The organism is uncultured Microbacterium sp. (genome assembly GCF_947489255.1).
GTDB classification, from domain to species: Bacteria; Actinomycetota; Actinomycetes; order Actinomycetales; family Microbacteriaceae; genus Microbacterium; species Microbacterium phycohabitans.
Genome location: NZ_CANLCY010000005.1, coordinates 242,640 through 265,800 on the forward strand (window position 1 = coordinate 242,640; position 23,161 = coordinate 265,800).

The 23,161-nt window shown below is 72.2% G+C and carries 24 protein-coding genes, 1 pseudogene and 1 riboswitch; of the genes and pseudogenes, 16 read left to right on the plus strand and 9 right to left on the minus strand.

Annotated elements, in window-relative coordinates:
* Positions 1–86 precede the first annotated feature (86 nt).
* From Q0818_RS14420 to thiD, 4 genes and pseudogenes are all read left to right on the plus strand, one after another.
* Entirely contained in the window at positions 87–752 is a 666-nt protein-coding gene (locus Q0818_RS14420; RefSeq protein WP_298876324.1) for an SDR family oxidoreductase, read from the plus strand.
* Between the two features lie 354 nt (positions 753–1,106).
* Positions 1,107–1,198: riboswitch (TPP riboswitch) on the plus strand.
* A pseudogene (thiM, locus tag Q0818_RS14425) lies at positions 1,190–1,960 on the plus strand (hydroxyethylthiazole kinase); the annotation flags it as partial. (Overlaps the previous riboswitch by 9 nt.)
* 341 nt (positions 1,961–2,301) lie before the next feature.
* Complete coding sequence (gene thiE / locus Q0818_RS14430; protein WP_298876327.1) at positions 2,302–2,949, plus strand: thiamine phosphate synthase; 648 nt, start codon at positions 2,302–2,304, stop codon at positions 2,947–2,949.
* Positions 2,950–3,347: 398 nt separating this feature from the next.
* On the plus strand, positions 3,348–4,772 hold the full coding sequence (gene thiD / locus Q0818_RS14435) for a bifunctional hydroxymethylpyrimidine kinase/phosphomethylpyrimidine kinase (RefSeq protein ID WP_298876330.1): 1,425 nt from the start codon (positions 3,348–3,350) through the stop codon (positions 4,770–4,772).
* 66 nt (positions 4,773–4,838) lie between these two features.
* Here the strand turns inward: thiD and Q0818_RS14440 are convergent, their stop codons facing one another.
* Genes Q0818_RS14440 through Q0818_RS14460 form a run of 5 tightly spaced genes read right to left on the minus strand, consistent with a single transcriptional unit; the run spans position 4,839 to position 8,525 of the window.
* Positions 4,839–5,021, minus strand: coding sequence for a DUF5302 domain-containing protein (locus Q0818_RS14440; protein WP_298876333.1), 183 nt, complete (start codon positions 5,019–5,021; stop codon positions 4,839–4,841).
* Between the two features lie 39 nt (positions 5,022–5,060).
* Entirely contained in the window at positions 5,061–5,987 is a 927-nt protein-coding gene (locus Q0818_RS14445) for a DnaJ domain-containing protein (protein ID WP_298876335.1), read from the minus strand.
* A gap of 42 nt (positions 5,988–6,029) precedes the next feature.
* Positions 6,030–6,599 (minus strand): hypothetical protein, encoded by a 570-nt coding sequence (locus tag Q0818_RS14450; protein ID WP_298876336.1) that lies wholly within the window; start codon positions 6,597–6,599, stop codon positions 6,030–6,032.
* On the minus strand, positions 6,596–7,426 hold the full coding sequence (locus tag Q0818_RS14455) for an LssY C-terminal domain-containing protein (protein ID WP_298876338.1): 831 nt from the start codon (positions 7,424–7,426) through the stop codon (positions 6,596–6,598). Before Q0818_RS14455 ends, Q0818_RS14450 begins: the two co-directional genes overlap by 4 nt.
* A 34-nt stretch (positions 7,427–7,460) precedes the next feature.
* Entirely contained in the window at positions 7,461–8,525 is a 1,065-nt protein-coding gene (locus Q0818_RS14460; RefSeq protein WP_298876339.1) for an enoyl-CoA hydratase/isomerase family protein, read from the minus strand.
* Positions 8,526–8,612: 87 nt separating this feature from the next.
* Between Q0818_RS14460 and Q0818_RS14465 the strand changes: the two genes are divergently transcribed.
* From Q0818_RS14465 to Q0818_RS14475, 3 genes are all read left to right on the plus strand, one after another.
* Entirely contained in the window at positions 8,613–9,923 is a 1,311-nt protein-coding gene (locus Q0818_RS14465; protein ID WP_298876342.1) for an ABC transporter ATP-binding protein, read from the plus strand.
* Positions 9,920–10,738: an ABC transporter permease gene (locus Q0818_RS14470; protein ID WP_298876345.1), complete on the plus strand. Its 819-nt coding sequence runs from the start codon at positions 9,920–9,922 to the stop codon at positions 10,736–10,738. The genes Q0818_RS14465 and Q0818_RS14470 overlap by 4 nt, the downstream gene beginning before the upstream one ends.
* Before the next feature lie 66 nt (positions 10,739–10,804).
* On the plus strand, positions 10,805–11,623 hold the full coding sequence (locus tag Q0818_RS14475) for a TSUP family transporter (RefSeq protein WP_298876348.1): 819 nt from the start codon (positions 10,805–10,807) through the stop codon (positions 11,621–11,623).
* A 25-nt stretch (positions 11,624–11,648) separates the two neighbouring features.
* Here Q0818_RS14475 and Q0818_RS14480 read toward each other — a convergent pair whose 3' ends face one another.
* Positions 11,649–12,038, minus strand: a complete 390-nt coding sequence (locus tag Q0818_RS14480; RefSeq protein ID WP_298876351.1) for a hypothetical protein — start codon at positions 12,036–12,038, stop codon at positions 11,649–11,651.
* A 108-nt stretch (positions 12,039–12,146) separates the two neighbouring features.
* Here Q0818_RS14480 and cofG point away from each other — a divergent pair, with 108 nt between their 5' ends.
* From cofG to cofC, 4 genes are all read left to right on the plus strand, one after another.
* Positions 12,147–14,564 (plus strand): 7,8-didemethyl-8-hydroxy-5-deazariboflavin synthase CofG, encoded by a 2,418-nt coding sequence (gene cofG, locus Q0818_RS14485; protein ID WP_298876353.1) that lies wholly within the window; start codon positions 12,147–12,149, stop codon positions 14,562–14,564.
* Complete coding sequence (locus Q0818_RS14490) at positions 14,561–16,054, plus strand: NAD(P)/FAD-dependent oxidoreductase (protein WP_298876356.1); 1,494 nt, start codon at positions 14,561–14,563, stop codon at positions 16,052–16,054. Before cofG ends, Q0818_RS14490 begins: the two co-directional genes overlap by 4 nt.
* Positions 16,055–16,063: 9 nt before the next feature.
* Positions 16,064–17,074, plus strand: a complete 1,011-nt coding sequence (fgd, locus tag Q0818_RS14495) for a glucose-6-phosphate dehydrogenase (coenzyme-F420) (protein WP_298876359.1) — start codon at positions 16,064–16,066, stop codon at positions 17,072–17,074.
* A gap of 189 nt (positions 17,075–17,263) precedes the next feature.
* The gene (gene cofC / locus Q0818_RS14500) at positions 17,264–17,896 is read left to right on the plus strand and encodes a 2-phospho-L-lactate guanylyltransferase (protein WP_298876362.1); all 633 of its coding nucleotides are present in this window, start codon (positions 17,264–17,266) and stop codon (positions 17,894–17,896) included.
* Positions 17,897–18,070: 174 nt separating this feature from the next.
* On the opposite strand, the gene cofD is transcribed toward cofC, so the two are convergent.
* Positions 18,071–19,036, minus strand: coding sequence for a 2-phospho-L-lactate transferase (gene cofD, locus Q0818_RS14505; RefSeq protein ID WP_298876365.1), 966 nt, complete (start codon positions 19,034–19,036; stop codon positions 18,071–18,073).
* Positions 19,037–19,122: 86 nt separating this feature from the next.
* Here cofD and Q0818_RS14510 point away from each other — a divergent pair, with 86 nt between their 5' ends.
* The 5 genes from Q0818_RS14510 (at position 19,123) to Q0818_RS14530 (ending at position 21,175) form a co-directional block, all read left to right on the plus strand.
* Positions 19,123–19,527, plus strand: coding sequence for a YbaB/EbfC family nucleoid-associated protein (locus Q0818_RS14510; protein WP_298876368.1), 405 nt, complete (start codon positions 19,123–19,125; stop codon positions 19,525–19,527).
* Positions 19,528–19,610: 83 nt separating this feature from the next.
* Positions 19,611–19,793: a hypothetical protein gene (locus Q0818_RS14515; protein ID WP_298876371.1), complete on the plus strand. Its 183-nt coding sequence runs from the start codon at positions 19,611–19,613 to the stop codon at positions 19,791–19,793.
* The gene (locus Q0818_RS14520) at positions 19,790–19,996 is read left to right on the plus strand and encodes a hypothetical protein (RefSeq protein WP_298876374.1); all 207 of its coding nucleotides are present in this window, start codon (positions 19,790–19,792) and stop codon (positions 19,994–19,996) included. Before Q0818_RS14515 ends, Q0818_RS14520 begins: the two co-directional genes overlap by 4 nt.
* Positions 19,997–20,043: 47 nt before the next feature.
* Positions 20,044–20,439, plus strand: a complete 396-nt coding sequence (locus Q0818_RS14525; RefSeq protein ID WP_298876376.1) for an ADP-ribosyltransferase domain-containing protein — start codon at positions 20,044–20,046, stop codon at positions 20,437–20,439.
* A 490-nt stretch (positions 20,440–20,929) separates the two neighbouring features.
* Positions 20,930–21,175, plus strand: coding sequence for a hypothetical protein (locus Q0818_RS14530; protein ID WP_298876379.1), 246 nt, complete (start codon positions 20,930–20,932; stop codon positions 21,173–21,175).
* 42 nt (positions 21,176–21,217) lie between these two features.
* On the opposite strand, the gene Q0818_RS14535 is transcribed toward Q0818_RS14530, so the two are convergent.
* Together Q0818_RS14535 and Q0818_RS14540 are read right to left on the minus strand one after the other, a co-directional pair.
* Entirely contained in the window at positions 21,218–21,670 is a 453-nt protein-coding gene (locus Q0818_RS14535; RefSeq protein WP_298876381.1) for a hypothetical protein, read from the minus strand.
* A gap of 128 nt (positions 21,671–21,798) precedes the next feature.
* Positions 21,799–23,139 carry a glutamate-1-semialdehyde 2,1-aminomutase gene (locus tag Q0818_RS14540; RefSeq protein WP_298876384.1) on the minus strand — a complete coding sequence of 447 codons (1,341 nt, stop codon included), beginning with the start codon at positions 23,137–23,139 and terminating at the stop codon, positions 21,799–21,801.
* Positions 23,140–23,161 lie beyond the last annotated feature (22 nt).

Sequence of the window (23,161 nt, forward strand, 5' to 3'; positions counted from 1 at the left end):
GCCCCGCCGCCGGACCTACGCGCGCGCCGGCGACACGACCGCATGGCCCATCGACGGCAGCGACGACGACGACGTAGCCTCCTTCCATGCCCCTCGCCCTCGTCACCGGCGCCGCGCGCGCGAACAGCATCGCTGCCGGGGTCATCCCCCGCCTGGAAGCCGACGGGTCGGACGTCGTGACCAGCGAGATCGACTCCGGCGACTATCCGTGCGACCTCGCCAGCCCCACGGCGCCCCCGCAGCTCGTCGAGCGCGTGTCGAACGAACGCGGGCCGATTCACGCCCTCGTGCTGAGCCACGCGCACGGGATCGAGTCGGGCGTCCTCGACACCACCGCGGAGAGCTTCGATCGCCACATCGCGGTCAACGCGCGCGCGACTCTGCTGATGATCGCCGCGTTCGCCCGACAGGTCGATGAGACGGGAGGGGCGATCGTCGCATTCACCAGCGATCACACCACCGGCAACCTTCCCTACGGCGCCTCGAAAGGCGCCCTCGATCGCATCGTGATCTCGGCCGCGCGCGAGCTCGGGTCCCGGGGCATCTCCGCCAACGTCGTGAATCCCGGGCCGATCGACACCGGATGGATGGATGACGACACTCGCGACGCGCTCGCCGGACACCACCCGCTCGGCCGCTTCGGCACACCGCGCGACATCGCGGGAGTGACGGCGTTCCTGCTGTCCGACGCGGGCCGATGGATCAGCGGTCAGCTCCTTCACACCGACGGCGGGTTCTCGGCCCGGTTCTGACGTGCGCGGGGCCCACGCAGGAAGCCGTCGAACGCGCCCACCCTGACCCGCGGCGCCACGGCCGACGCCGCACCCGAGATCTGCTCCGACCCGGCATCGACCCGCGCTGCGACCGACCGCAGCTCCCTGGCACAGCGCGCCCGCGACCTGCTCCGGCTCGACATCGACCCGCGCTGCGAGCGACCGCGGCTCCGTGGCGCAGCGCACCTGAGGCCTGCTCCGGCTCGACATCGACCCTCGCGGCGAGCGACCGCGGCTCCCTGGCACAGCGCGCCTGCGGACCTCGCTACGACCAACCGCAGCTCGCTGGCACAGCGCGCCCGCGACCCCCGCGCGCGCTGTGCTAGCGTCGCCCGCAGTGACACGGGGTGCCCGCGAGGGCTGAGAACACACCCGTCGAACCTGATCTAGTTCGTACTAGCGAAGGGATGTCGCGAATGGTCGTTCGCACGTCGTCGTCTCCGTCCACCCCCGCCGAATGCCTCGAGGCCCTCCGCCGGGCCACTCCGCTCACGCAGTGCATCACGAACGCGGTGGTGACCAACTTCACCGCCAACGCTCTGCTCGCTCTCGGAGCTGCTCCTGCGATGTGCGACATCCCCGGCGAAGCCGGGCTCTTCGCCTCCATCGCGGGCGGAGTGCTGGTCAATCTCGGAACCCCCACCGCCGAACAACGCGATGCCGCCCGCGAGGCCGTGGGCGCCGGAACCCCGTGGGTGCTCGACCCCGTCGCCGTCGGCGCACTGCCGGTGCGCACCGCCCTCGCACGCGACCTGCTCGCCGCCCGGCCGACGATCATCCGCGGCAACGCCTCCGAGATCCTCGCCCTGGCCGGTGCGGGTGCTGGCGGCCGCGGGGTCGACGCAACCGACACCCCCGACGACGCCCTCGAGGCCGCCCGCGCCCTCGCCCGCGAAACCGGGGCGATCGTCGCCGTGTCGGGCGAGACCGACCTCATCGTGGATGCCGACCGCACGGCGCGCGTGACCGGCGGCAGCGCCCTGCTCACCCGCGTCACCGGCGGCGGCTGCGCCCTCGGGGCCGCGATGGCGGCCTTCGCCGCGGTGACCGAGCCGTTCGAAGCGGCGATCGCCGCGAGCGCCGTGTGGGCCATCGCGTCGGAGCGGGCGGCATCCGTCTCCCGAGGTCCCGGCTCCTTCGCCGTCGCCTTCCTCGACGAGCTCGCGAGACTCGAGCCGTCCGACCTGCACGCGGTCGCCGTCGAAACGGAACGAACCACGACGGTACGAACGGAGACGGAACGCATCGACACGGAACGCATCGAGACGGCCGGCGCCGATGCGGCGCGAGTCGAGACGGCACGAACCGGGACGGCTCGGACCGAGACGTCACGGCCCCAGACGGCACGAATCGAGACGTCACGAATCGAGACGGCACGAACCGACACGGCACGAACCGACGCCGCACAAACCGAGACATCACGAATCGAGACGGCACGAACCGACACGGCGCGATCCGACAGGGCACGAATCGACGCCCCGCGAACCGAGACGGCACGAACCGGTACCGCCGACGCAGGGATCGACCGATGAACCGCGACCTCGCCCTGCACCTGGTCACCGACCACCGCCTTCCCTTCGCGCGTCTGCGCGAGGTCGTCGACGCCGCCGTCGACGCGGGGGTCACGGTGGTGCAGCTGCGCGACAAGGTCGCCACGGGCGGCGAACTGTTCGCGCGCGCCCTCGACCTGGCCGACGTCGTCGCCGGACGATGCGCGTTCGTGATCGACGACCGCCTCGATGTCGTCCTCGCCGCCCGCGACCGCGGGGCGCGGGTCGACGGCATCCATCTGGGGCAGAGCGACCTTCCGGTCGAGGCCGCCCGCTCTCTCCTCGGCGCCGACGCGCTCGTCGGATGGACCGCGAACACGCCCGCCCACCTGGCGGCTGCGGCAGCGCTGCCCGTCGGCACCGTCAACTACCTCGGCGTCGGCGTGATCCGCGCCACCGCCACCAAACCCGACCACCCGCGACCGCTCGGGGTGGACGGTTTCGCAGGGCTCGCTGCATCCACCTCCGTGCCCTGCGTGGCGATCGGTGGAATCGGTGTCGACGACGTCGCCGCTCTGCGGGGGGCGGGGGCGGCCGGCGTGGCCGTGGTGTCGGTGGTGAGCGGAGCCGACGATCCCGGCGCCGTCGTCCGCGACATCCGCGCCGCCTGGGCGGCCGCAGCATGAGCAATCGCGACAGGAACGACCGCAGCACAGCCGAGGGGCGCACGGACGACCGGAGCACGAACGACCGGGGCATGGCCGACCAGCGCACGAACGACCGGGTCACGGGTGACCGGAGCACAGCTGACCGGAGCACCAACGACCGGGTCACGGGTGACCGGAGCGCAGCCGACCGGAGCACCAACGATCGGAGCGCAGCCGACCGGAGCACGAACGACCGGGTCACGGCCGACCGGAGCACTGACCACCGGGGCACAGCCGACCGGAGCACTGACCACCGGGGCCCGGATCACCCGGACGCAGCCGACCGGACCGCAGCCGACCGGGACCCGGGCGACCGCGACACAGGCGACCACAGCAGGAACGACCGGGACGCGCGCAGCCGGATCACGAGCCCGCGCGTGCTGAGCATCGCCGGCACCGACCCGACGGGCGGGGCGGGCGTGCAGGCCGACCTGAAGTCCATCGCCGCGTTCGGCGGCTACGGCATGGCCGCCGTCACGGCGCTCGTCGCGCAGAACACCCGGGGAGTGCGCGAGGTGCACGTGCCTCCCACGGCGTTCCTCGCCGCGCAGCTGCGCGCGGTCAGTGACGACGTCGAGATCGACGCCGTCAAGATCGGCATGCTCGGCTCGGCCGAGGTCGCGGCGACCGTCGACGAATGGCTGGCCGAGGTCCGCCCGGCGATCGTCGTGCTCGACCCGGTCATGGTCGCCACCAGCGGCGACCGCCTCCTCGAGCCCGACGCCGAGGAAGCCGTGCGCGCCCTCTGCCACCGCGCCGACCTCGTCACCCCGAACCTGCCCGAGCTCGCCGTGCTCGTGGGACAGCCGCGGGCCACGACCTGGGACGCCGCGATCGCCCAGGCGCAGCTCCTCGCCGGGACCGCACGCACGACGGTCCTGCTCAAGGGCGGCCACCTCGACGGAGAGCAGAGCCCGGATGCGATCGTCGACGGCTCCGGCATCCACCCCGTCGCGGGACGCCGCGTCGACACCCCGCACACCCACGGCACGGGCTGCTCGCTGTCGTCGGCGATGGCGACCCTGGCCGCTCACGGTCTGTCGTGGCCCGACGCCCTGACGCGCGCGAAGCGCTGGCTGACCGGCGCCCTCGAACACGCCGAGGCCTTGCACGTCGGCCGGGGCAACGGCCCGATCGATCACCTGCACGAGCTGCGCCCGCACCTCGACCTCGGCCGATCGTGGAGCGCCGAGCGCTGGGAGGCCACGGCCCCGACCCGCGCCGCCGTCGACGCCTGCGCGTTCGTGCGCGGTCTGGCATCCGGTGCCCTGGACCGCACGGCTTTCGCCTGGTACCTCGGGCAGGACCTGCTCTACCTCCGCGAGTACGCGCGCGTCCTCGCGCGAGCCGCGGCCCTCGCGCCCACGGTCGAGGAGCAGCGCTTCTGGGCCGCCGCGTCGGTGTCGTGCCTGGCCGAGGAGGCGGAGCTGCACCGGTCGCACGTCGATCCCGCGGGCCTGGAGCCGGCGGCATCCACCCTCGCGTACACCGACCACCTGCACGCCGCATCGACAGCGGGCTCGTATGCGGTGCTCGTCGCGGCGATCCTGCCCTGCTTCGTGCTGTACACCGACATCGGCGTGCGATGGCGCGGCACGTTCGGCCCCGACCACGCCTACGCCGACTGGCTCAGCGCCTACGGCGACGAGGCGTTCGCGGCCTCGTCGGCCGAGGCGACGACGATCGCGGATGCCGCCGCGCGAGCGGCATCCCCCGCCAGCCGCAAAGCGATGGCCGCGGCCTACGACCGCTCGATGACCCTGGAGCTGGCGTTCTTCGAGGCGCCGACGGCGACCGCGTGAGTCGCCGGGATCCGTCGCTCCGATCGAACGGACGGCGACGGATCCCGGCGACTCGCGCGCGGAGGGTCAGCCGCTCTTGCGGCGGAATTCGCGCTTCGTGACCGCCGCGTGCGTGCCCTGCACCGCGGAATGACCGTCGAGGTGTGCCTGACCCGACCGCTGCTGGCCGTTCTTCTTCGCGAGCGCCGCCTGGAATTTACGCTTCATCTCGTCGGATGCCGTGGCATCCGAGGTGTCGTCGGTACTCATGCCCCCACCCTAAGCACGCCCCGCGGCACAGACCAGCGATCAGACGTGGCGCACCCGCTGCTGCAGACGCGTGCGGATGTCGAACAGCTCGGTGCCGCCCACCTCGCGCGCCCCCGTGATCCCGCGGCGCAGGAGGGTGGTCAGCGCGCTGCGCGTGACGAGGGCGACGGGGGTGCCGCGCACCTTGCCGAGCTCGGTGATCGCGTCGAACACGTCGTCGTCGGGCAGGACCACGATCGCTCCGCTGAAGCGCACCCCGGCGGCACGCGCGATGACGCGCGCCCGCGAGACGAGCTCCGTGACCGGCGCCCCGATGACGTTCGGTCCCGTGATCTCGCCGCGGCGCACCCCGACCGGGCCGCCGAAGTCCTCGCTGAGCAGGGCGTACAGGCCGCTGGGGCCGAGCACGAGATGGTCGATCTTCTGCTCCGGATCGACTCCGTCGCGGTCGGCCAGCACGTCGTGCCACACGGTGTACCCCATGCCGAGCTCCGAGACCAGGCGCGCGGTCTCCTCCTCGGCGAGCGCGTCCGCGAGGATGTGGCGGATCTCGGGCGGCGCCGAGCGCACGAGCGCCGGGTCGTACGGGTCGGCGATGTCGACCCCGCGCCCCACCCATTCGCGGATCAGGTCGAGGTAGCGCTCACGCCGCCAACCGCCGGGCTGGCCGTGCGAGCGGGCCCGCGGGCGCGTGTCGGTGGGACGGGAGGGAGCGGATGCCGTCGGCGCGCCGCCCCAGTCCCCGGTCGTCGTCCCGCGACCCCGGTCGTAGGCGCTGCGCGCCTCGGGCGTGCCGACGAGCTCCCACGCGCGTTGCACCTGGACGAACAGGGCGGCGTCGCCGCCGGTGTCGGGATGCGTCTCGCGCAGGCGCACCCGGTAGGCGCGGCGCAGACCCTCGTCGTCGATGTCGGCCGCGACGCGGAGCACCTCGTATGCCGAGGACGACATGGGACTGTCGAACACGTGCGTCTTCCGTTCCGCCGCACAGGCGCGGCGCTTCTCAGGCTAACGCGCCGCGCCTGTGCGAGATCCGTGCGCCCGGCGCCCGCGCGGTCGCCGCGCGTACGCGGCCGCATCGCGGCTCGACAGCGCCAGCAGCACGAGGATGTCGAGGCTGAGCGTCAGCAGCGTGGTGCGCAGGGTGATCTCGACCCCCGCCTGCCACCAGCCCACGAAACCCGCGCTGATCGACGCGACCGAGATGAGCATCACGAGCACGCGCGACAGGTTCCCGCCGAAGAGGATACGGATGCCGAGCACCACCTGCACCACGAACAGGGCGCCCATGAGGGTCAGGAAGATCGCGGTGGCGGGGCCGAGGTCGGAGAGCCCGGCGAGATCCGGGTCGGTCGAAGCGCTCGCATCCCCGCTGGCGGCGCCGGCGATCTGCTGCAACCACGGCGGGAGCGCGAACGCCACGCTCACCGCCCAGAGGGCCCCCGCGAGCGCACGGAGCAGGACGAGGACCGCCCCGGCCGACGTCGCGGTGGGTCGCCGCATCGCGGGGTCGGCGCGCCGGGGCTCGAGGGGCGGCTCGAAGGCCGCGCGCTTGCGCGGGTGCCGCTGCTCCTTCACGGCGTCCGCTCCCGCCCGGCGGGGACGACGGCCCGCACGTCGATGATGGGCAGGTCGCCGTCGGTGGTGATGCTGTCCCCGCCACCGTTTCGCGAGTGATACCCGGTCGAGAAATCGCGGATGACGTCCACCGACACCCCCGGCTTCCCGGCGACGGTTCCCACGATGTGGTCGCGCTCGATGTCGGTGTCGGCGTCGATGCGGTGCGTCACCTGGAGCGTGAAGAGCGAGAGGCCCACCGCGCGGTCGAACGTCCCGGCGGCCAACCAGTCGACTCGGCGGCCGCCCGGGAGGAGCCATCCCTCGGGGCACCGCCACACGCGCACGTGGTGCCGTTGCGCGGGCGAGCCGGCGACTTCTTGCTGGTACGCGAGATCCTGCACGTGACCGAAGAGGAACAGCGGACTCACCGGCGCGCGAGGATAACTGCGCCGACGCAGGGTCGAGGTGACGATGCGCCACGACGAACGCAGGGTCACCGGGTCCGCGGCGATCCACCCGGCATCCGTCAGCACCTGCTCGATCTGCTCCCGCTCACCCAGGAAGGCCAGGTTGACGGGGTCGCCCAGCAACCCGTCGGAGGTGCGGGTGCGCCCCATGAAGTAGTCGGGCACGTAGATCGCCGTGAGGATGCGATGCAGCCGGGGCAGCACGAGGTAGGCGAGCAGCACCCAGAAGGCGATCGCCATCAGGGCTCCGCCCCAGCCGAGCGAGAACGACTCGGTGAAGCTCAAGTACGCGAGCCAGATCGCGGCGAGACCGGCGAAGACGAAGAAGAACCCGTCGAGGGCTCGACCGATCGACCAGCGGCGCCGCGGAGGGGTCATGACCGGGTCGACCCTCGCCCGGGGGCGGCGCACGTCACCACAGCGACGGCTCCGGCTCGTACGCGAACGCCTCGGTCACACGCTCGGACGGCAGGTCCCCGAGCCGCGCGGGCGACCACCGCGGCGACCGGTCCTTGTCGACGACCTGCGCGCGGATACCCTCGACGAGGTCGGGCTGGGTGAAGGCGAACCACAGGACGAGGCCGTACTCCTGCGCGAGGGCCGCGCGCAGTGACGGCAGGGCGCGCGCCCGGCGGACGGCCTCGAGCGTCACGGCGAGCGCCGTGGGCGCCGAGGCGGCGAGCAGCTCGGCGGTCTCGTGCGCCTCCGCCTCGGAGCGCGCTCGGAGCCTTTCGATGATCGCGGGCACGTCGTCGGCGGCGAAGGCGTCGTCGATCCACTCCCTGGCCGTCTCGAACCGCGACGGCTCGGGGCTCTCGTCGAACAGCAGCACGAGTTCGGTCGGGCTCGACGGGTCGGCGCGGTTCTCCAACGCCTCGTACAGCGCCTCGAGGTGGGCGGTGGGCACCATGTGGTCGGCGAATCCCGCGTACAGCGCGTCGGCGGCATCCATCGTCCCGCCCGTCAGGGCGAGGTATTCGCCGAGGCGCCCGGGGGCGCGGGCGAGCAGCCAGGAGCCGCCCACGTCAGGAGTGAAGCCGATGCGCGTCTCGGGCATCGCCAGGCGCGAGCGCTCGGTGACGATGCGGATCGCAGCGTGACCGGCGAGGCCGATGCCGCCGCCCATGCACACCCCGTCGGCGATCGCGATCACGGGCTTGCGGGAAGTGGCGATGCAGTGATCGAGCGCGTACTCCTCGCGGAAGAACGCGTGCACCTCGTCGACGCGACCGCCCGTGACCATCTCGTGAAGGGCACGCACGTCGCCGCCGGCGCAGAAGCCGCGGTCGCCCGCTCCGTCGAGCAGGATGACATCGACGTCGGTGTCGCGTTCCCACCGGTCGAGAGTGACGTTCAGCGCACGGATCATCTCGAGGTCGAGGGCGTTGATCGCGCGGGGCCGGTTGAGCGTGAGATGGCCGAGGCCGCGACGACCCCCGACGAGGACGCTGTCGTCTTCGGTTCGCTGTGCATGCACGGTGCCACGTTACACACGCGCCGAGATGTGTTTTCGGCCCCGGATCGGGGAAGATGGACGGAACGCCCGCCGAACGAGAGGTGCCGAATGCCCGACGGACAGGTGTTGGAGCTCGCCGGACTCACCAAACGCTTCGGAGCGGTCTCGGCGGTCGACGATCTCTCCGCCCGGATCGAGCCGGGACAGGTCACCGGGTTCCTCGGCCCCAACGGAGCCGGCAAGACCACCTCGCTGCGCATGCTGCTGGGGCTCGTGCGTCCCACGGCGGGAACCGCGACCATCGGCGGCAAGGCGTTCGCCGATCTCGACTCTCCGCTGCAGACGGTGGGCGCGGCCCTCGAGGCCTCGAGCTTCCACCCGGGTCGCTCGGCCGCGAACCACCTCAAGGTGTACGCCCGCGCCGCGGGCCTGCCCACCTCCCGCATCGACCACGTGCTGGGTCTCGTGGGTCTCGCCGACGTCGCGGGGCGCCGCGTCGGCGGTTTCTCGCTCGGCATGCGCCAGCGTCTCGGTCTTGCCACGGCGCTGCTCGGCGACCCCGGCGTGCTCGTGCTCGACGAGCCGTCGAACGGCCTCGACCCCGAGGGCATCCGGTGGATGCGCTCGCTGCTGCGCCACCTCGCCGAGGAGGGGCGCACGGTGCTCATCTCCTCGCACCTGCTCGCCGAGGTGCAACAGACCGTCGACGCGCTGCTGATCATCTCGCGCGGTCGCCTGGTGTTCCAGGGCGGCATCGAAGACCTCGCCGACCCCGACGAGTACGCCACCGTCGTCGACTCCCCCGACCGGACCGCGCTGTCGCAGCTGCTCGACGGACGCGGCATCGACTACCAGCTGCTGCGCAACGGCTTCACCATCCGCCACCACGAACCGGTCGAGATCGGGGCCCTCGCCGCCGGCGCCGGCATCGCCCTGTCGAACCTGCAGAGCAAGGGCGCGAGCCTGGAGGACATCTTCCTCGAGCTCGTCAGCGGCACGCGCGTGCACGCGAGCGCCGGCGGAACCTCCGTCCCGCCGACGGATGCCACGCCCGAGGCGACCGGCGACGCCACGGCGTCCGCGCCGGTCATGACGCCCGCGCCCGCCGACGTCCCGGCGACCGCCCACGCCGCGGCCGACATTGCCGAGGCCGCCGCACCCGAGCTCGCGCCGCCCTCGGCCGAGGATCGCGTGCCCGACGACCCGCGCCCGTCCACGGCTCTCGTGGCGGTGATCGCCCCCGCCACGGCCGCTCCCGCCGCTCCCGCCCGCGCCGAGGCCGACGAATCGCCCCGCCCGTCCTACGCGGTGGCCTCGACCGGGGTGATCGACATCGTTCCCGTGGGGGCGGTCGCCCATGGCGACGAGACCGCCGACGACGACCATCGCATCCGTCACGAGCAGGAGGTCTCGCGATGACGCTGCTCGCCGCCACGCGCTCCGAGTACACGAAGCAGTTCACCACCGCCGGCTGGTGGGTGCTGGGCATCGTGCTGATGGTCTACGTCGCGTTCACCGCGGGCGTCCTCGCCTTCGTGTTCGGCGGGGTGGCCTCGGGCCGCCTCGGCGCAGCGACGGGTCCGGCGGTGTCCGCCGACGGCGTGCCCGCGCTCGTCTACAGCACGGCCTCGGCCGTCGGCTACGTCTTCCCCCTCCTCATCGGCACCCTGATGGTGACCACCGAGTTCCGCCACAAGACGCTGACCCCGACGTTCCTGGCGACTCCTCGTCGCGGCGTCGTCCTCGTGGGCAAGTTCGTCGTCGGCGTCCTGGTCGGCCTGCTGTACGGCATCCTGGGCTCTCTCGCCGCGATCGCGGCGGGAGCGGGCGTGCTGAGCATCTTCGGGATCGACGCCGAGCTGACCTCCCCCGACACCTGGGTGCTCGTGGGCCGCATGCTGCTGGCCTTCGCGCTCTGGGCCGTCGTGGGCATCGGCGTCGGCACCGTGGTGCGCAATCAGGTCGCCGCGATCGTCATCGTGCTCGCGGTGACGTTGTTCATCGAGCCGATCATCCGCACCCTCGGCGGGGTGGTCGAGGGCTTCGGCGACGTGGTGAAGTGGTTCCCCAGCGCCGCGAGCGACGCGCTCGTGGGGCAGACCATCTTCGGCGCGATGGGCACGACGGGCGCAGACGCCCTCGAGTGGTGGATGGGCGGCCTCGTGCTGCTCGGCTACGCCGTGGTGCTGCTCGTGATCGGCCTGTTCACGACCTGGCGCCGCGACATCGACTGACCCCGCGGGACTGCGCTTTTCGTCGGCGGCTTTTGGCGGCGGCTCCCGCAGCGGCGAGAATCAACCGTGCTCGATGGACCGGTGATCGCCGAGTGGCTCCCCGTCTCGGCGGCCGCCCTCGTGCTGCTGCTCGTCGCCGCGGGCGTGGCGGGCTGGGTCGACGCCGTGGTCGGCGGGGGTGGCCTGATCCAGCTCCCCGCCCTCGTCATCGGTGTACCGAAAGACGTCGCGACGCCCTTCATCCTCGGCACGAACAAGCTGTCGTCGTTCTTCGGAACGCTCTCGGCCAGTTGGGTCTACCTGCGCAGGATCCGGGTGCAGCTCGTGCTGCTCGTGCCGCTGGTGGCGGGCGCGTACGCCGGTTCGACGGTCGGTGCGGCCCTCTCGCGTTTCGTCCCCCGCGAGGTGCTGACGCCCGTGGTGCTCGTGGCAGTCATCGCCGTCGCGGTCTACACGCTCTTCAAGCCGAAGATGGGCCTCGAGCACGCCCCGCGACACGGCGGACGCGCGGCCATCGCCTGGCGGGCGGGCGCGATCGGACTGCTGGTCGGGTTCTACGACGGCATCCTGGGTCCGGGCACGGGCTCGTTCTTCGTCATCCTCATCGTGGGCGTGCTCGGCTACGGATTCCTGCAGGCGAGCGCCAACGCGAAGATCGCCAACCTCACCACCAACCTCGCGGCCCTCGCGGTCTACGGCGTGCACGGCGAGATCATCCTCGTGCTGGGTCTCGCCATGGCCGTGATGAACATCACCGGGGGCTTCATCGGCGCGCACATGGCCACCCGCCGCGGGAGCGGGTTCGTGCGGATCGTGTTCCTCGCGACCCTGTCGATCCTCATCGTTAAGCTCGCGTGGGACACCGTGGTGCAGTTCACGAGCTGAGACCCGCGCGGCCCCGCCCCGCCGCTCAGGCGACGATGTCGGCGACGTCCTCGGGCTCGGATGCCACGTCGAGGCGCAGCGCCTTCACCAGCGCCACCCCGTGCTTGGTGGTGAGCACCAGGCGCTCGAACTCCTCGTGACCGGCAAGGTCGACGACCACGCTGGGCTTGCGTCCCCGGATGATGACGAAGTCGTTGCCCCCGGCGGACTTCCACGTGCCGGCGCCGATGGCGACGGGGAGGTTGATCCCGGGGTTGGGCACCCCGCGGATCCAGGTCCACGCGTCGTCCGTCAACTGCACCCGGTCGATGTGCTCGCGGGGGACGACGATGTTGGTCTTGCGGAACGACAGAGCCCGCTCGGTCGGCGAGAGCACGACCTCGAGCTGCGTCGAATCGAGCAGCAGGGTCACCATGCCTTCCATCCTGCCAGCGTCGTCACTCGTCGATCCGCCGGGCACCTCACAGGACGGCAACGATCACCCTCCGGCCCGGATGTCGGAGCGGGGGGATAGCCTTGAGCGATGAGCACGGGCAGCGCTGCGCCGCGAGTCGCACCGGCCCGGGGCACCACCATCGACGACCTGCTGGAGCGCGTGCGTGCGGGGCACCGACCCGACGTCGACGAGACCGAGGCCCTGCTCGGTGCCGACCTCGACGCGCTCCTCCCCGTCGCCGCGGCCCTGCGCGACGAGGGACTCGAGAACGCCGGCCGCCCGCGCGTGATCACCTACTCCCGCAAGGTGTTCGTCCCCCTCACGACGCTCTGCCGCGACCGCTGCCACTATTGCATCTTCGTCGACACCCCCGGCCAGCTCGCCCTGCTGCGCAAGCCCGCCTACATGAGCCCCGAGCAGGTGCTCACGGTCGTGCGGCAGGGGCAGGCACTCGGCTGCAAAGAGGCGCTGCTGACGCTCGGCGACCGCCCCGAGGAGCGCTGGCCCGAAGCCCGCGCCTGGCTCGACGAGCACGGCTTCGCCTCCACGATCGACTACGTCGCGCACATCGCCCGCCTCATCACCGCCGAGACGGGAATGCTCGTGCACGCCAACCCCGGTGTCATGCACCCCGACGAACTGGCGGCGCTGCGCTCGGTCTCGCCGTCGATGGGCATGATGCTCGAGACGACCTCCCGACGCCTGTACGAAGAGCCCGGGCAGGTGCACTTCGGCTCGCCCGACAAAGACCCGGCGCTGCGGCTGAAGGTCATCGACGACGCGGGATCCGCCGGCATCCCGTTCACCACCGGCATCCTGGTCGGTATCGGCGAGACCGTCCGCGACCGCGCCGAGTCGCTGATCGCCCTTCGCGAGAGCGCCGAACGCCACGGGCACGTGCAAGAGGTCATCGTGCAGAACTTCCGCGCGAAGCCCCGCACCGCCATGCAGGGCGCTCCCGACGCCGACATGCGCGAGTACCTCGCGGCGGTCGCCGTGGCGCGGCTCGTGCTCGGTCCCGACATGCGCGTGCAGGTGCCGCCGAACCTCTCCGACCCGCGCGAGCTCGGTCTGCTCGTCGCCGCCGGCATCGACGACTGGGGCGGGGTGTCGCCGCTCACCGCCGACCACGTCAACCCCGAGCGTCCCTGGCCGCACATCGACGACCTGGCCGCGTCCACCGCCGCCCACGGCTACACGCTGCGCGAGCGTCTGACCGCGCACCCCGAATTCGTGCGGGATGCCGCGACCTGGATCGATTCGGCCTTGCACGCGCCCGTTCGGGCCTTGGCGGATGCCGATGGCCTCGCCGCCGACGTCTCACCCACCGCCCATCCGTCGGCCCCCGCGCACAGCGGCACCGCCGCCTCCGACCCGGGTGTGCGCCGCCTCGCCGAGCGGGCGGCATCCGCCCCTCTCACCCTCGACGACGCCGACTGGACCCGCCTGCTGCACGCCACCGGCGCGGAGCTCGACGACCTCGCCGCCGTCGCCGACGACGCCCGCCGCTACACGGTCGGCGAGCCGATCACCCTCGTGCAGAACCGCAACCTCACCTCGACGGGACTGCGGCGCAGCGGCCGAACGGCACCGGGTGAATTCGACCTCGACGACGCCGCGGCCATCGCGGTGGATGCCGTGGACCTCGGCGCGACCGAGATCTGCATCCAGGGTGCACTGCCCGGCAGCGAAGACCCCGCAGGGTATCTCGACCTCGTGCGGACGGTGAAGGCCGCCGCCCCCGGCATCCATGTGCACGCCTACCGTCCCCTCGACGTGCGCGATCTCGCCGATCGCGGCGGCCTCGGCCTGGGCGGCGCGCTCGCCGCGATGCACAACGCCGGGGTCGACACCGTGCCCGGAACCGGCGTGAAGGTGCTCAGCGAGCGGGTGCGCGCCCTCGTCGCCCCGGCCGATCTCGAGATCGACGCGTGGATCGAGACCATCACCGCCGCGCACCTCACGGGCTTCCGTTCGACCTCGGTGCTCTTCTACGGGCACGTCGAGACGGCCGAGGAGCGCATCGCCCACCTGCGACGTCTGCGCGAGATCCAAGACCGTACGCGCGGCTTCGCCGAGTTCGTCCCGATCCCCCTGCCCGGCGGTGACGTGCCGCTGGTCGCGGGACGCGCACCGGTCGACGAGCACCGGGCGATGGTCGCGGTGTCGCGACTGCTGCTGTCGGGCAGCATCGCGCACGTGCAGATCCCGTGGACCCGCGTCGGCCGCGAGACCGCGGCGGTGCTGCTGCGTTCCGGCGGCGACGACCTGGGCGGCACGCTCTACGACGGGCGGGTGCTCCCCGACACCGGGATCGAACAGGGCCTCGAACTGCCCGTCCCCGCAGCCGAACGTCTCGCCCGGAGCCTCATGCGGCCGTTCCGGCTGCGCACGACCGACTACCGGGTCACCGACGCAGCGGCTCCCTCCATCGTGACGAGCGGTGGCACGCGCTTCCCCCTCCCGGCCGACGGGGCCCGCACGCCCGACGGAGCCCCCGCGTGAGAGTCGTCGACGTCGCGATCGTCGGCGCGGGCTTCGCCGGCCTCGCCATGGCCGGCGCCCTGCGGCGGGCCGGCCGCGACGACGTCGTGCTGCTCGAACGCGCTGCCGACGTGGGCGGCACCTGGCGCGACAACACGTACCCCGGCGTCGCGTGCGACGTGCCGGCGCACCTCTACAGCCTCGCCGCGCACCCGCATCCGCACTGGACCCGCACGTTCGCCCCGGGCGGCGAGATCCAGCAGTACCTGCGCGGGGTCGCCGAGCGCGAGGACCTCGGCGATCGCCTGCGCCTGCGCACCCCTCTCCTCGGGGCGCGGTGGGATGCCGCCGGCGCGGTCTGGCGACTCGACACCGGCGCCGAGCCCGTCACCGCGCGTTCCCTGGTGCTGGCCTGCGGACGCCTGACCGAGCCGCACGTCCCCGCGATCGAGGGGCTCGAGTCGTTCGACGGCCCCCTGTTCCACTCGGCCCGGTGGGACCACGACATCGACCTCACCGGAAAGCGCGTCGCGGTCGTCGGCACCGGCGCGAGCGCCGTGCAGCTCGTGCCCGAGCTCGCCCGCCGCGCCGCCCACGTCACGCTCTTCCAGCGCACCCCCGCGTGGATCGTGCCGCGCGGCGGCGACGAGATCCCGCGCGCCGAGCGCGAGCGTCTCGCCGCGCACCCCGGCGACCTCGCGCGGCTGCGCGCGCAGCTCTACGCCGAGGGCGAGCAGCGTTTCGCCTCCCGCTCGGGCGACGCCACGGCATCCGCCGCCGCCCGCGACGTCGCGCTCGACCACCTGCACGCCCAGGTCACCGACCCCGCGCTACGCGAGGCGCTCACCCCCGACTACGCCTTCGGATGCAAGCGCGTGCTGCTGTCCGACGCGTTCTATCCCGCGGTGGCCTCGGATGCCGTGACCCTCGAGCCCACGGCCCTGGTGTCGGTCGACGGCTCGGTGCTGACCGCCGCGAGCGGAGCGCATCACGACGCCGACGTGCTCGTGCTGGCGACGGGCTTCGCCGCGGCCCAGCAGCCCTACGCCGACCTCGTGCACGGAGAAGAGAACACGCTCGCCGCGCACTGGTCCGACGGCATGACCTCGTTCGGGTCCACGGTGGTCGCGGGCTTCCCCAACCTCTTCGTGATGAACGGCCCCAACGCCAGCCTCGGCCACAACTCCGCCGTGCTCATGGCGGAGGAGCAGGCCGCCTACGTCGTGCGCGCGCTGTGCGAGCGCGATCGACGCCCCGACCGCGTGCTGCGGGTGCGCCCGGAAGCCGAGGCGGCCTACACCGACGAGATCGCGGCGGCCGCGGCATCCACCCCCTGGCTGACCGGCGGGTGCCGCAACTGGTACGTCGACGAGCGGTCGGGCCGCCTGACCCTGCTGTGGCCCGGAACGGTGCAGGCGTTCCACGAGAGACTCGCCGGCACCGACGGGTCGGAGTTCGAACCCGCCCGCACCCCCGTCACCGGTTCCATCCCCACCCACCCGCACGGCTAGGAGACAGCGATGACCATTCCCCTGCGTTTCGGTTACAAGGCCTCGAGCGAGCAGTTCGGCCCGAACGAGCTCCTCGACTTCGGCGTACTCGCCGAGGAGATGGGCTTCGACTCCGTCTTCCTCTCCGACCACCTGCAGCCGTGGCGGCACGAGGGCGGACACGCCCCGAACGCCCTCCCCTGGCTCGGCGCTCTCGGCGCGCGCACGCAGCGCGTGATGCTCGGCACGAGCGTGCTCACCCCGACCTTCCGCTACCACCCGGGCGTCATCGCGCAGGTGTTCGCGACCCTCGGTGTGATGTTCCCGGGCCGCGTCGCCCTCGGCGTCGGCACGGGCGAAGCCCTCAACGAGGTGACCCTCGGCCTCGACTGGCCGGAGCCGCCCGAGCGCTTCCAGCGCCTGAAAGAGGCGATCACTCTCATCGACAAGCTGTGGACCGAAGACCGCGTCACCTTCGAGGGCACCTACTACTCGGTGAAGGATGCCACGATCTACGACCGCCCCGAGCAGAAGGTGCCGATCTACATCGGCGCCTCGGGCCCCGCGGCCACGCGCCTGGCCGGCCGCATCGCCGAGGGGTACATCACCACCAGCGGCAAGGACCCCGAGCTCTACACCGGGAAGCTGCTGCCCGCGCTCGACGAGGGGCTCGGCAAGGAGGGCCGCACGCGCGACGACATCGACACGCTCATGGAGGTCAAGGTCTCGTACCACCCCGACCACGAGACCGCGCTCGAGAAGACGCGCTTCTGGGCGCCGCTGGCGCTCTCGGCCGAAGAGAAGATGAGCGTGCACGACCCCCTCGAGATGGCGCGCCTCGCCGACGAACTGCCGATCGAGCGGGCGGCATCCCGGTTCATCGTCTCGACCGACATCGACGAGCACGTCGAGCGCATCGCGCACTACGTCGACCTCGGGTTCCGGCACCTGGTGTTCCACGACCCCGGTCACGATCAGGAGGAGTTCCTGCGCACGTACGGGGCCGAGGTACTGCCGCGCCTGCGCAAGCGCTTCGGCTGAGGCCCCCGGGCCCCCGGGCGTCCCCGAGTGCGGCCCGAGATCACGCCCGGTCACCGAGATGACCCGGGTTCGCGTCGCATCGCGGGTCATCTCGCGAAACGACGGTCATCTGACGTACCCCGCTGCACCTTTGCCGCCGCAGCGATACCCCACCCGCACATCCGTCGGATACGACACACAATGGATGCGATGAGCACTACCAGCGCCACCGGATGGACGATCATCGTCCCGGTCAAACCCGCCGCCATCGGCAAGACGCGCCTGACGGGTGTCTCCGACCGCGAGGCACTCGCCCGTGCCCTCGCGCTCGACACCATCGCGGCCGCCGCGGCGACGCCGCGAGTCTCGCGGGTCGTCGTCGTGACCGACGACACCGAGATCACCCACCTGGTCGCGCAGTGGCCCGCAGTCGACGTGCTCACCGAGGGCGACGTGCGCGGCCTCGACGCGGCGATCGCGCGCGGAGCCGAGACGGCCGGACGGGGCGCCCCGCGCGCCGCCCTCCTGGGCGACGTGCCCGCGCTCACCCCTCACGACCTCGACGCCGCCCTCGAGCTCGCCGGCCACGTGGAGCGGGGTCTGGTCCCGGATGCCGAGGGCACCGGCTCGACCCTCGTCACGGCCCGCCCGGGCGCGGTGTGGGTGTCGGCGTTCGGCGCCGACTCCGCCGCCCGCCACCGCCTGCTCGGGTGCGCCGACCTCGCGGTCCCCCGCGACTCGACGCTGCGCCGCGACGTCGACACGGCCGTGCAGCTCGCCGAGGCCGTCGCCCTGGGCGTGGGCCCGCGCACGGCCGCGGTGCTGGCGGCGGCCGCGGCCTGACGCCGCAAGCCGCGCGGCGGCCCGCCGCCGGGCGCCGCGCGAAGCCGGGAGCCGCGCGGCGGATACGGAGACCTGCCGCAGATCCGGATCAGAGAGCCCGCGGCATCCGGATCTGACGCCGACCTCCGATTCCGCGCGCGCCGGAGCGCCCGTCGGAGCGCGCGCCGGAGCGCCTCACGCCTCGAGTGCCGCCTCGGCCATCGCTGCCGACGCGTTCTCGTCGGTCATCCACAGCGGCCGCACGACCGTTCGGATCCCCGCCGCCTCGACGTCCGCCGCCGACGCGGCATCCTCCTCCGCGAGCAGCCACGCGTCGAGCACCCCGTCGGCCGATCGCGCGCCGTAGTGCCGGGCGACGGCGGCGGCCGAGGTCTCGACCCCGATCGCCGTCAGGCACACGTCGGCCATCCCCCGCACGACCCGGCCGCCGATGATGGGCGAGACGCCGACGACGCGCGCCGGGGTCGCGCGCAGGGCGGCCGCGATGCCGGGCACGGCGAGGATCGGACCGATCGACACCACCGGGTTCGACGGCGCCAGCAGCACCACGTCGGCCGCCGCGATGGCATCCGTCACTCCGGGTGCGGGCTCGGCATCCGTTATCCCGGGGTTCTCGAACGCTCGGGGGGTCAGCTGCGCGCGGTGGCGCGTCCACCACTCCTGGAAGTGCAGGCGCCGCCCGTCCTCGAGCAGAACGTGGGTGTCGACCTCGCTGTCGGTCATGGGCAGCAGACGGATGCCGAGCGGCCACCGCCGCGCCATCCGACCGAGCACCTCGGTCGGGGTGAGGCCCTCGCGCAGCCAACCGGTGCGCGCGAGGTGGGTGCCGAGGTCGAGGTCGCCGAGCGTGAACCAGGGCCAACCCGCACCCCACGCCTGCAGCTCTTCATTCACCCGCTCGGTATCGCCCGCGCGACCCCAGCCGCGCACGGTGTCGTTCACCCCGGCCAGGGCGTAGGTGATCGAGTCGACGTCGGGCTGCAGCCGCACGCCGGAGAGCCACAGGTCGTCACCCGTGTTGACGACGACGGTGGCTTCGGGCGCGCCGAGCCGGCGCAGAGCGGCGCGCACGCCGAGGGTGAACTTCGACCCCCCGACTCCACCGGCGAGGACGACGACACGGGGCTGGGGAGGACGCATCGATCCAGTCTTCCACCCGCTCACGGCTCGTGAGGATGTTCACATCTCTCGCTCCTCGTGGAAGGCCTCCGACTACGCTCGGTCGAATGAGTGATCTGTTCTCTTCTCGTGAGGCGGAGGCGGCGATCGCGCGGATCGAGCAGCAGGTCGCCGAGGCGCAGCTGCGAGCGGAGCAGGCACAGCAGGTGCAGGTCGACATCGATGCCGTGCGGGCGGCGGCGACCTCGCCCCGTCGCGAGGTGTCGGTGACGGTGGATGCCACGGGCCGGTTGGTCGGTATCCGTCTCGCCGACGCGGCGTACGAGTTGCGCCCCGATGCGTTGGAGCGGGTGATCGTGGAGACGGCGAGGGATGCGCAGCGGCTGGCGGGGGAGCAGGCGCTGGAGATCTCGCGCGCGGCGTTCGGTGCGGATTCGGCGATCGTGGAGCGGTTGGCGGGCGAGATCGAGCGGCAGTCGCCGCCGTCCCAGCCGATGGGCTTCCGGGTCTGATCCCGTGGCGGAGCGTATCGCCGTCGATGTCGGGCTGATCGGCTCGCACGCGTCGCGGTTGGGGGCCGTGGCATCCGTTCGGGGTGTTGTGCGCGTTCCTGGTGCCGCCGGCGACGATGGCCGCGGATGCCGCGGGGTCGTTGATCGGCGCGGCGGGAGAGATGGTGCGTCGCTCGGCAACCGAGATCGTCGGTGTGGGGGCTGATCTGGAGGCGTACGAGCAGAAGGTGCTCGAGTGGGTGCGGTCGCTGGAGGCGGGCCTGTGAGCAACGCCCTCATCGCCGGTCCCGTCGACACGGCGACCCCGTTCAGCGGGGCGGGTCTGCTGGATTCCGGTGCGCAGTTGGTGGCGGCGATCGAGTCGGGCAACTGGGTCGAGGGCGGCCTCGCCGCCTTCAGCACCGTGGCGGCCACCGTCGCCGCCGTCATCGACCCGCTCGGCTCGCTGATCGCGGCGGGTCTGGGGTAGTTGATCGACCACTTCGAGCCGATCAAGGGGTGGTTCAACGACCTCATGTGGAGATCAATCAGGCCCTGCGTGGGCAGATCCCGATGACGCCGGAGCTGCAGCATCAAATCGACGCGGCTGTTCGTGCTCTCGATCGCCTTCCCGATCATCAGGGAACTGTCTTCCGTGGTGAACGTCTGGAACCGGGGGCAACCTACATCGACGCCTATCAGCCGGGTCAAGTCGTCACGAACGCCTCGTTCACAAGCGCCGATAAGACGAACGCCTTCGCGGGAGACGTTCAGTACCAGATCGACTCGCTGCACGGCAAAGGTGTCCAGCATGTCAGTCACTACGCGTCGACCGAAGACGAAGTGCTGTTCCGGCCGGGCACTCGCTTCCTGGTGCTCGCGCGCCAGGAGGTCAACGGCATCACTCAGATATTCATGCGGGAGGTTTCATGAGCAAGTCGGACGGCATGGCCCCGGGCCTGTCGCCGGAGGATCAAGCCAGAGCCCGTGCGGCGATGGAGAACCTCCGGCGCCGGCATGAGGAGGGAATGTACCGTGGTCGGCCCGCCATTCCGGAGAAGACCGACAGTATGGTTCCCGGGATCAGCGTCGTCCGTCCGGCACCCGGCCCCCCCCCCCCCTGTGCCGTTCGACGCCGATGGTGAAGAAGAGGAAGATGACGTGAATGACTGATCCCGGCGAGGCGGCACTCAGGTTCCTGCGCGCACTCGAACGGCTGCCCCCGTACACCGGGATCGTCTTCCACGGACTGCCCTAGGTTCCTTCGCTCGCGCCGGCCCGCTGGACACGCGGGGTCACCGCGACGAGCAAGGACCCTCGCATCGCGACCGAGAATTTCTCGACCCCGGTCGTCGTCGCGATCGTCAGCCGCACGGGCCGCGACATCTCGTTCCTGTCCGCTCAGCAGGCTGAGCAGGAGGTCGTGCTCCCGCCCGAGACCGTCCTCCTCGAAGTGGCCCGAACGACGTTGGACGATGGACGCCCCGTGGTCATCGCCGAGCAACTCGCCGATCCGGACCCCGCCGCCGCGCTCCCGCCCACGCTCGACGATCTCGTGGCGCACGTCCGCGAGACCCTGCACGCCGCACGAGCTCAGCCCGCCGTGGCGATCACGACCCCGGGGAAGTTCGTCGAGCCGCTCTTCTTCCTCACGGATGGCGACGGGTGAGACCGGCATGGATCACTGCACGCGAACGCGGCCGCGCCAGCGTCACTCGCAGCGCAGGCTCGCGGTGACCGTCGCGGGATAGCGTGTCGCGTCGTCGGGCGACTCGACGATGCCGTCCTCCGGCGTCCATCCCTCGACGACCGCTGCCTCACCGTCGCTGGAAGCCACCGTCACGGCATCCCCGCGGACGGTGAGGTCGATGTCGTCGGACTCGAACGAGACCAGCACGCTCTCCGCGCAGACCCCGACCGACCCGCGCGCTCCCTCGTCGACGTTCGTACGGAACGAGAAGGTGCCCTGCGGCTCGACCTGCACCGACGTTCCACGTGCGCCGGTGTCGTCGCAGTCGACCACGTCGGGCGTCATCGTGACCGTCTGCTCGCCGTCGGGCCCGGTCCAGGTGACGGTGACGGTGGAGGCCGAGCCGGCCGGCGCACAGCCGGCCGATGCGAGCCCCGCCGCGATGACCACGGCGGCGAGCACACGACGCCTCATCGCGACCACGCGCCGGCTCGGCGCGGATGGGGCGCCCAGTGCTGCGGCGCCGACCAGGAATTCGATGCGGTCATCGTTCTCCCCCTCAATCGACCGTATCAAGGCGGCCGGGAGCTCGACGTTCTGGGCTACTGGGCCAGCAGCGTCGGATCCAGCGCCTCCGCGGCCGCCTTCGCCGCGATCGGCAGCGCCTCGAGCACGCGCTCGAGAGCGATGTCGTCGTGGGCCGCCGTGAGGAACCACGCCTCGAACACGCTCGGGGGCAGCGAGACTCCGGCATCCAGCATCGCGTGGAAGAACGGGGCGTAGCGGTACGACTGCTGCGTGAGCGCGGTCGCGTAGTCGCGGGGCACCTCGGGCAGGAAGGCGACACCGAACAGCGATCCCGCGCGCGGCACGGCGTGCACCACGCCCTCGGCGGTCAGGGCCGCATCGAGCGCGTCGGCGACGCGGCCGGCGGCGGCGTCGACCGCGGCGTACACCTCGGGCGTCGCCAGGCGCAGCGTGGCCAGGCCCGCGGCCACCGACAGCGGGTTCCCCGACAGCGTGCCCGCCTGGTACACCGGTCCGAGGGGAGCAAGGTGGTCCATGACCTCGGCGCGGCCGGCGAGAGCGGCCAGCGGCATCCCGCCGCCGATGACCTTGCCGTACGTGAGGATGTCGGGCAGGTAGCGCTCGCCCTGCGAGGCCTGCAGGCCCCAGAAACCGGCGGGGTGCACGCGGAAGCCGGTGAGCACCTCGTCCATGATCAGCAGCGCGCCGTGGCCGTGCGCGATGTCGGCGAGCGCGGCGTTGAAGCCGGGCAGCGGCGGGACGACGCCCATGTTCGCCGAGGCCGCCTCGACGATGATCGCGGCGATGTTCTCGCCGTGCACGGAGAACACCTCGCGCACCGCGTCGAGGTCGTTGTAGGGCAGCACGAGCGTCTGCGCCGCGATGGGCGCGGGAACCCCGGCCGAGCCGGGCAGGGCGAGGGTCGCAACGCCCGAGCCCGCGGCGGCCAGCAGCCCGTCGGAGTGCCCGTGGTAGTGCCCCGCGAACTTGATCAGCAGGTCGCGACCGGTGACGCCGCGCGCGAGACGGATCGCCGTCATCGTCGCCTCGGTGCCGGTCGAGACCAGACGCACCTTCTCGATCGGCTTCAGATCGCCGACCTGCACGCGCTGCGCGACGAGGTCGGCGAGCTCCACCTCGGCCCCCGTCGGCGCACCGAACGACAGACCTCGGGATGCCGCGGACTGCACCGCGCCGACCACCTCGGGGTGCGCGTGGCCGAGCAGGGCCGGACCCCACGACGCGACGAGGTCGACGTATTCGCGACCCGCGGCATCCGTGATGCGCGGACCCGACGCCGACTGCACGAACCGCGGCGTACCGCCGACGGAGCCGTAGGCGCGCACGGGCGAGTTCACCCCGCCCGGGATGACGTCCTTGGCGCGGGCGAACCACTGGTCGTTGAGATCGGTCATGGCATCCATTCTTCCGGGCGCG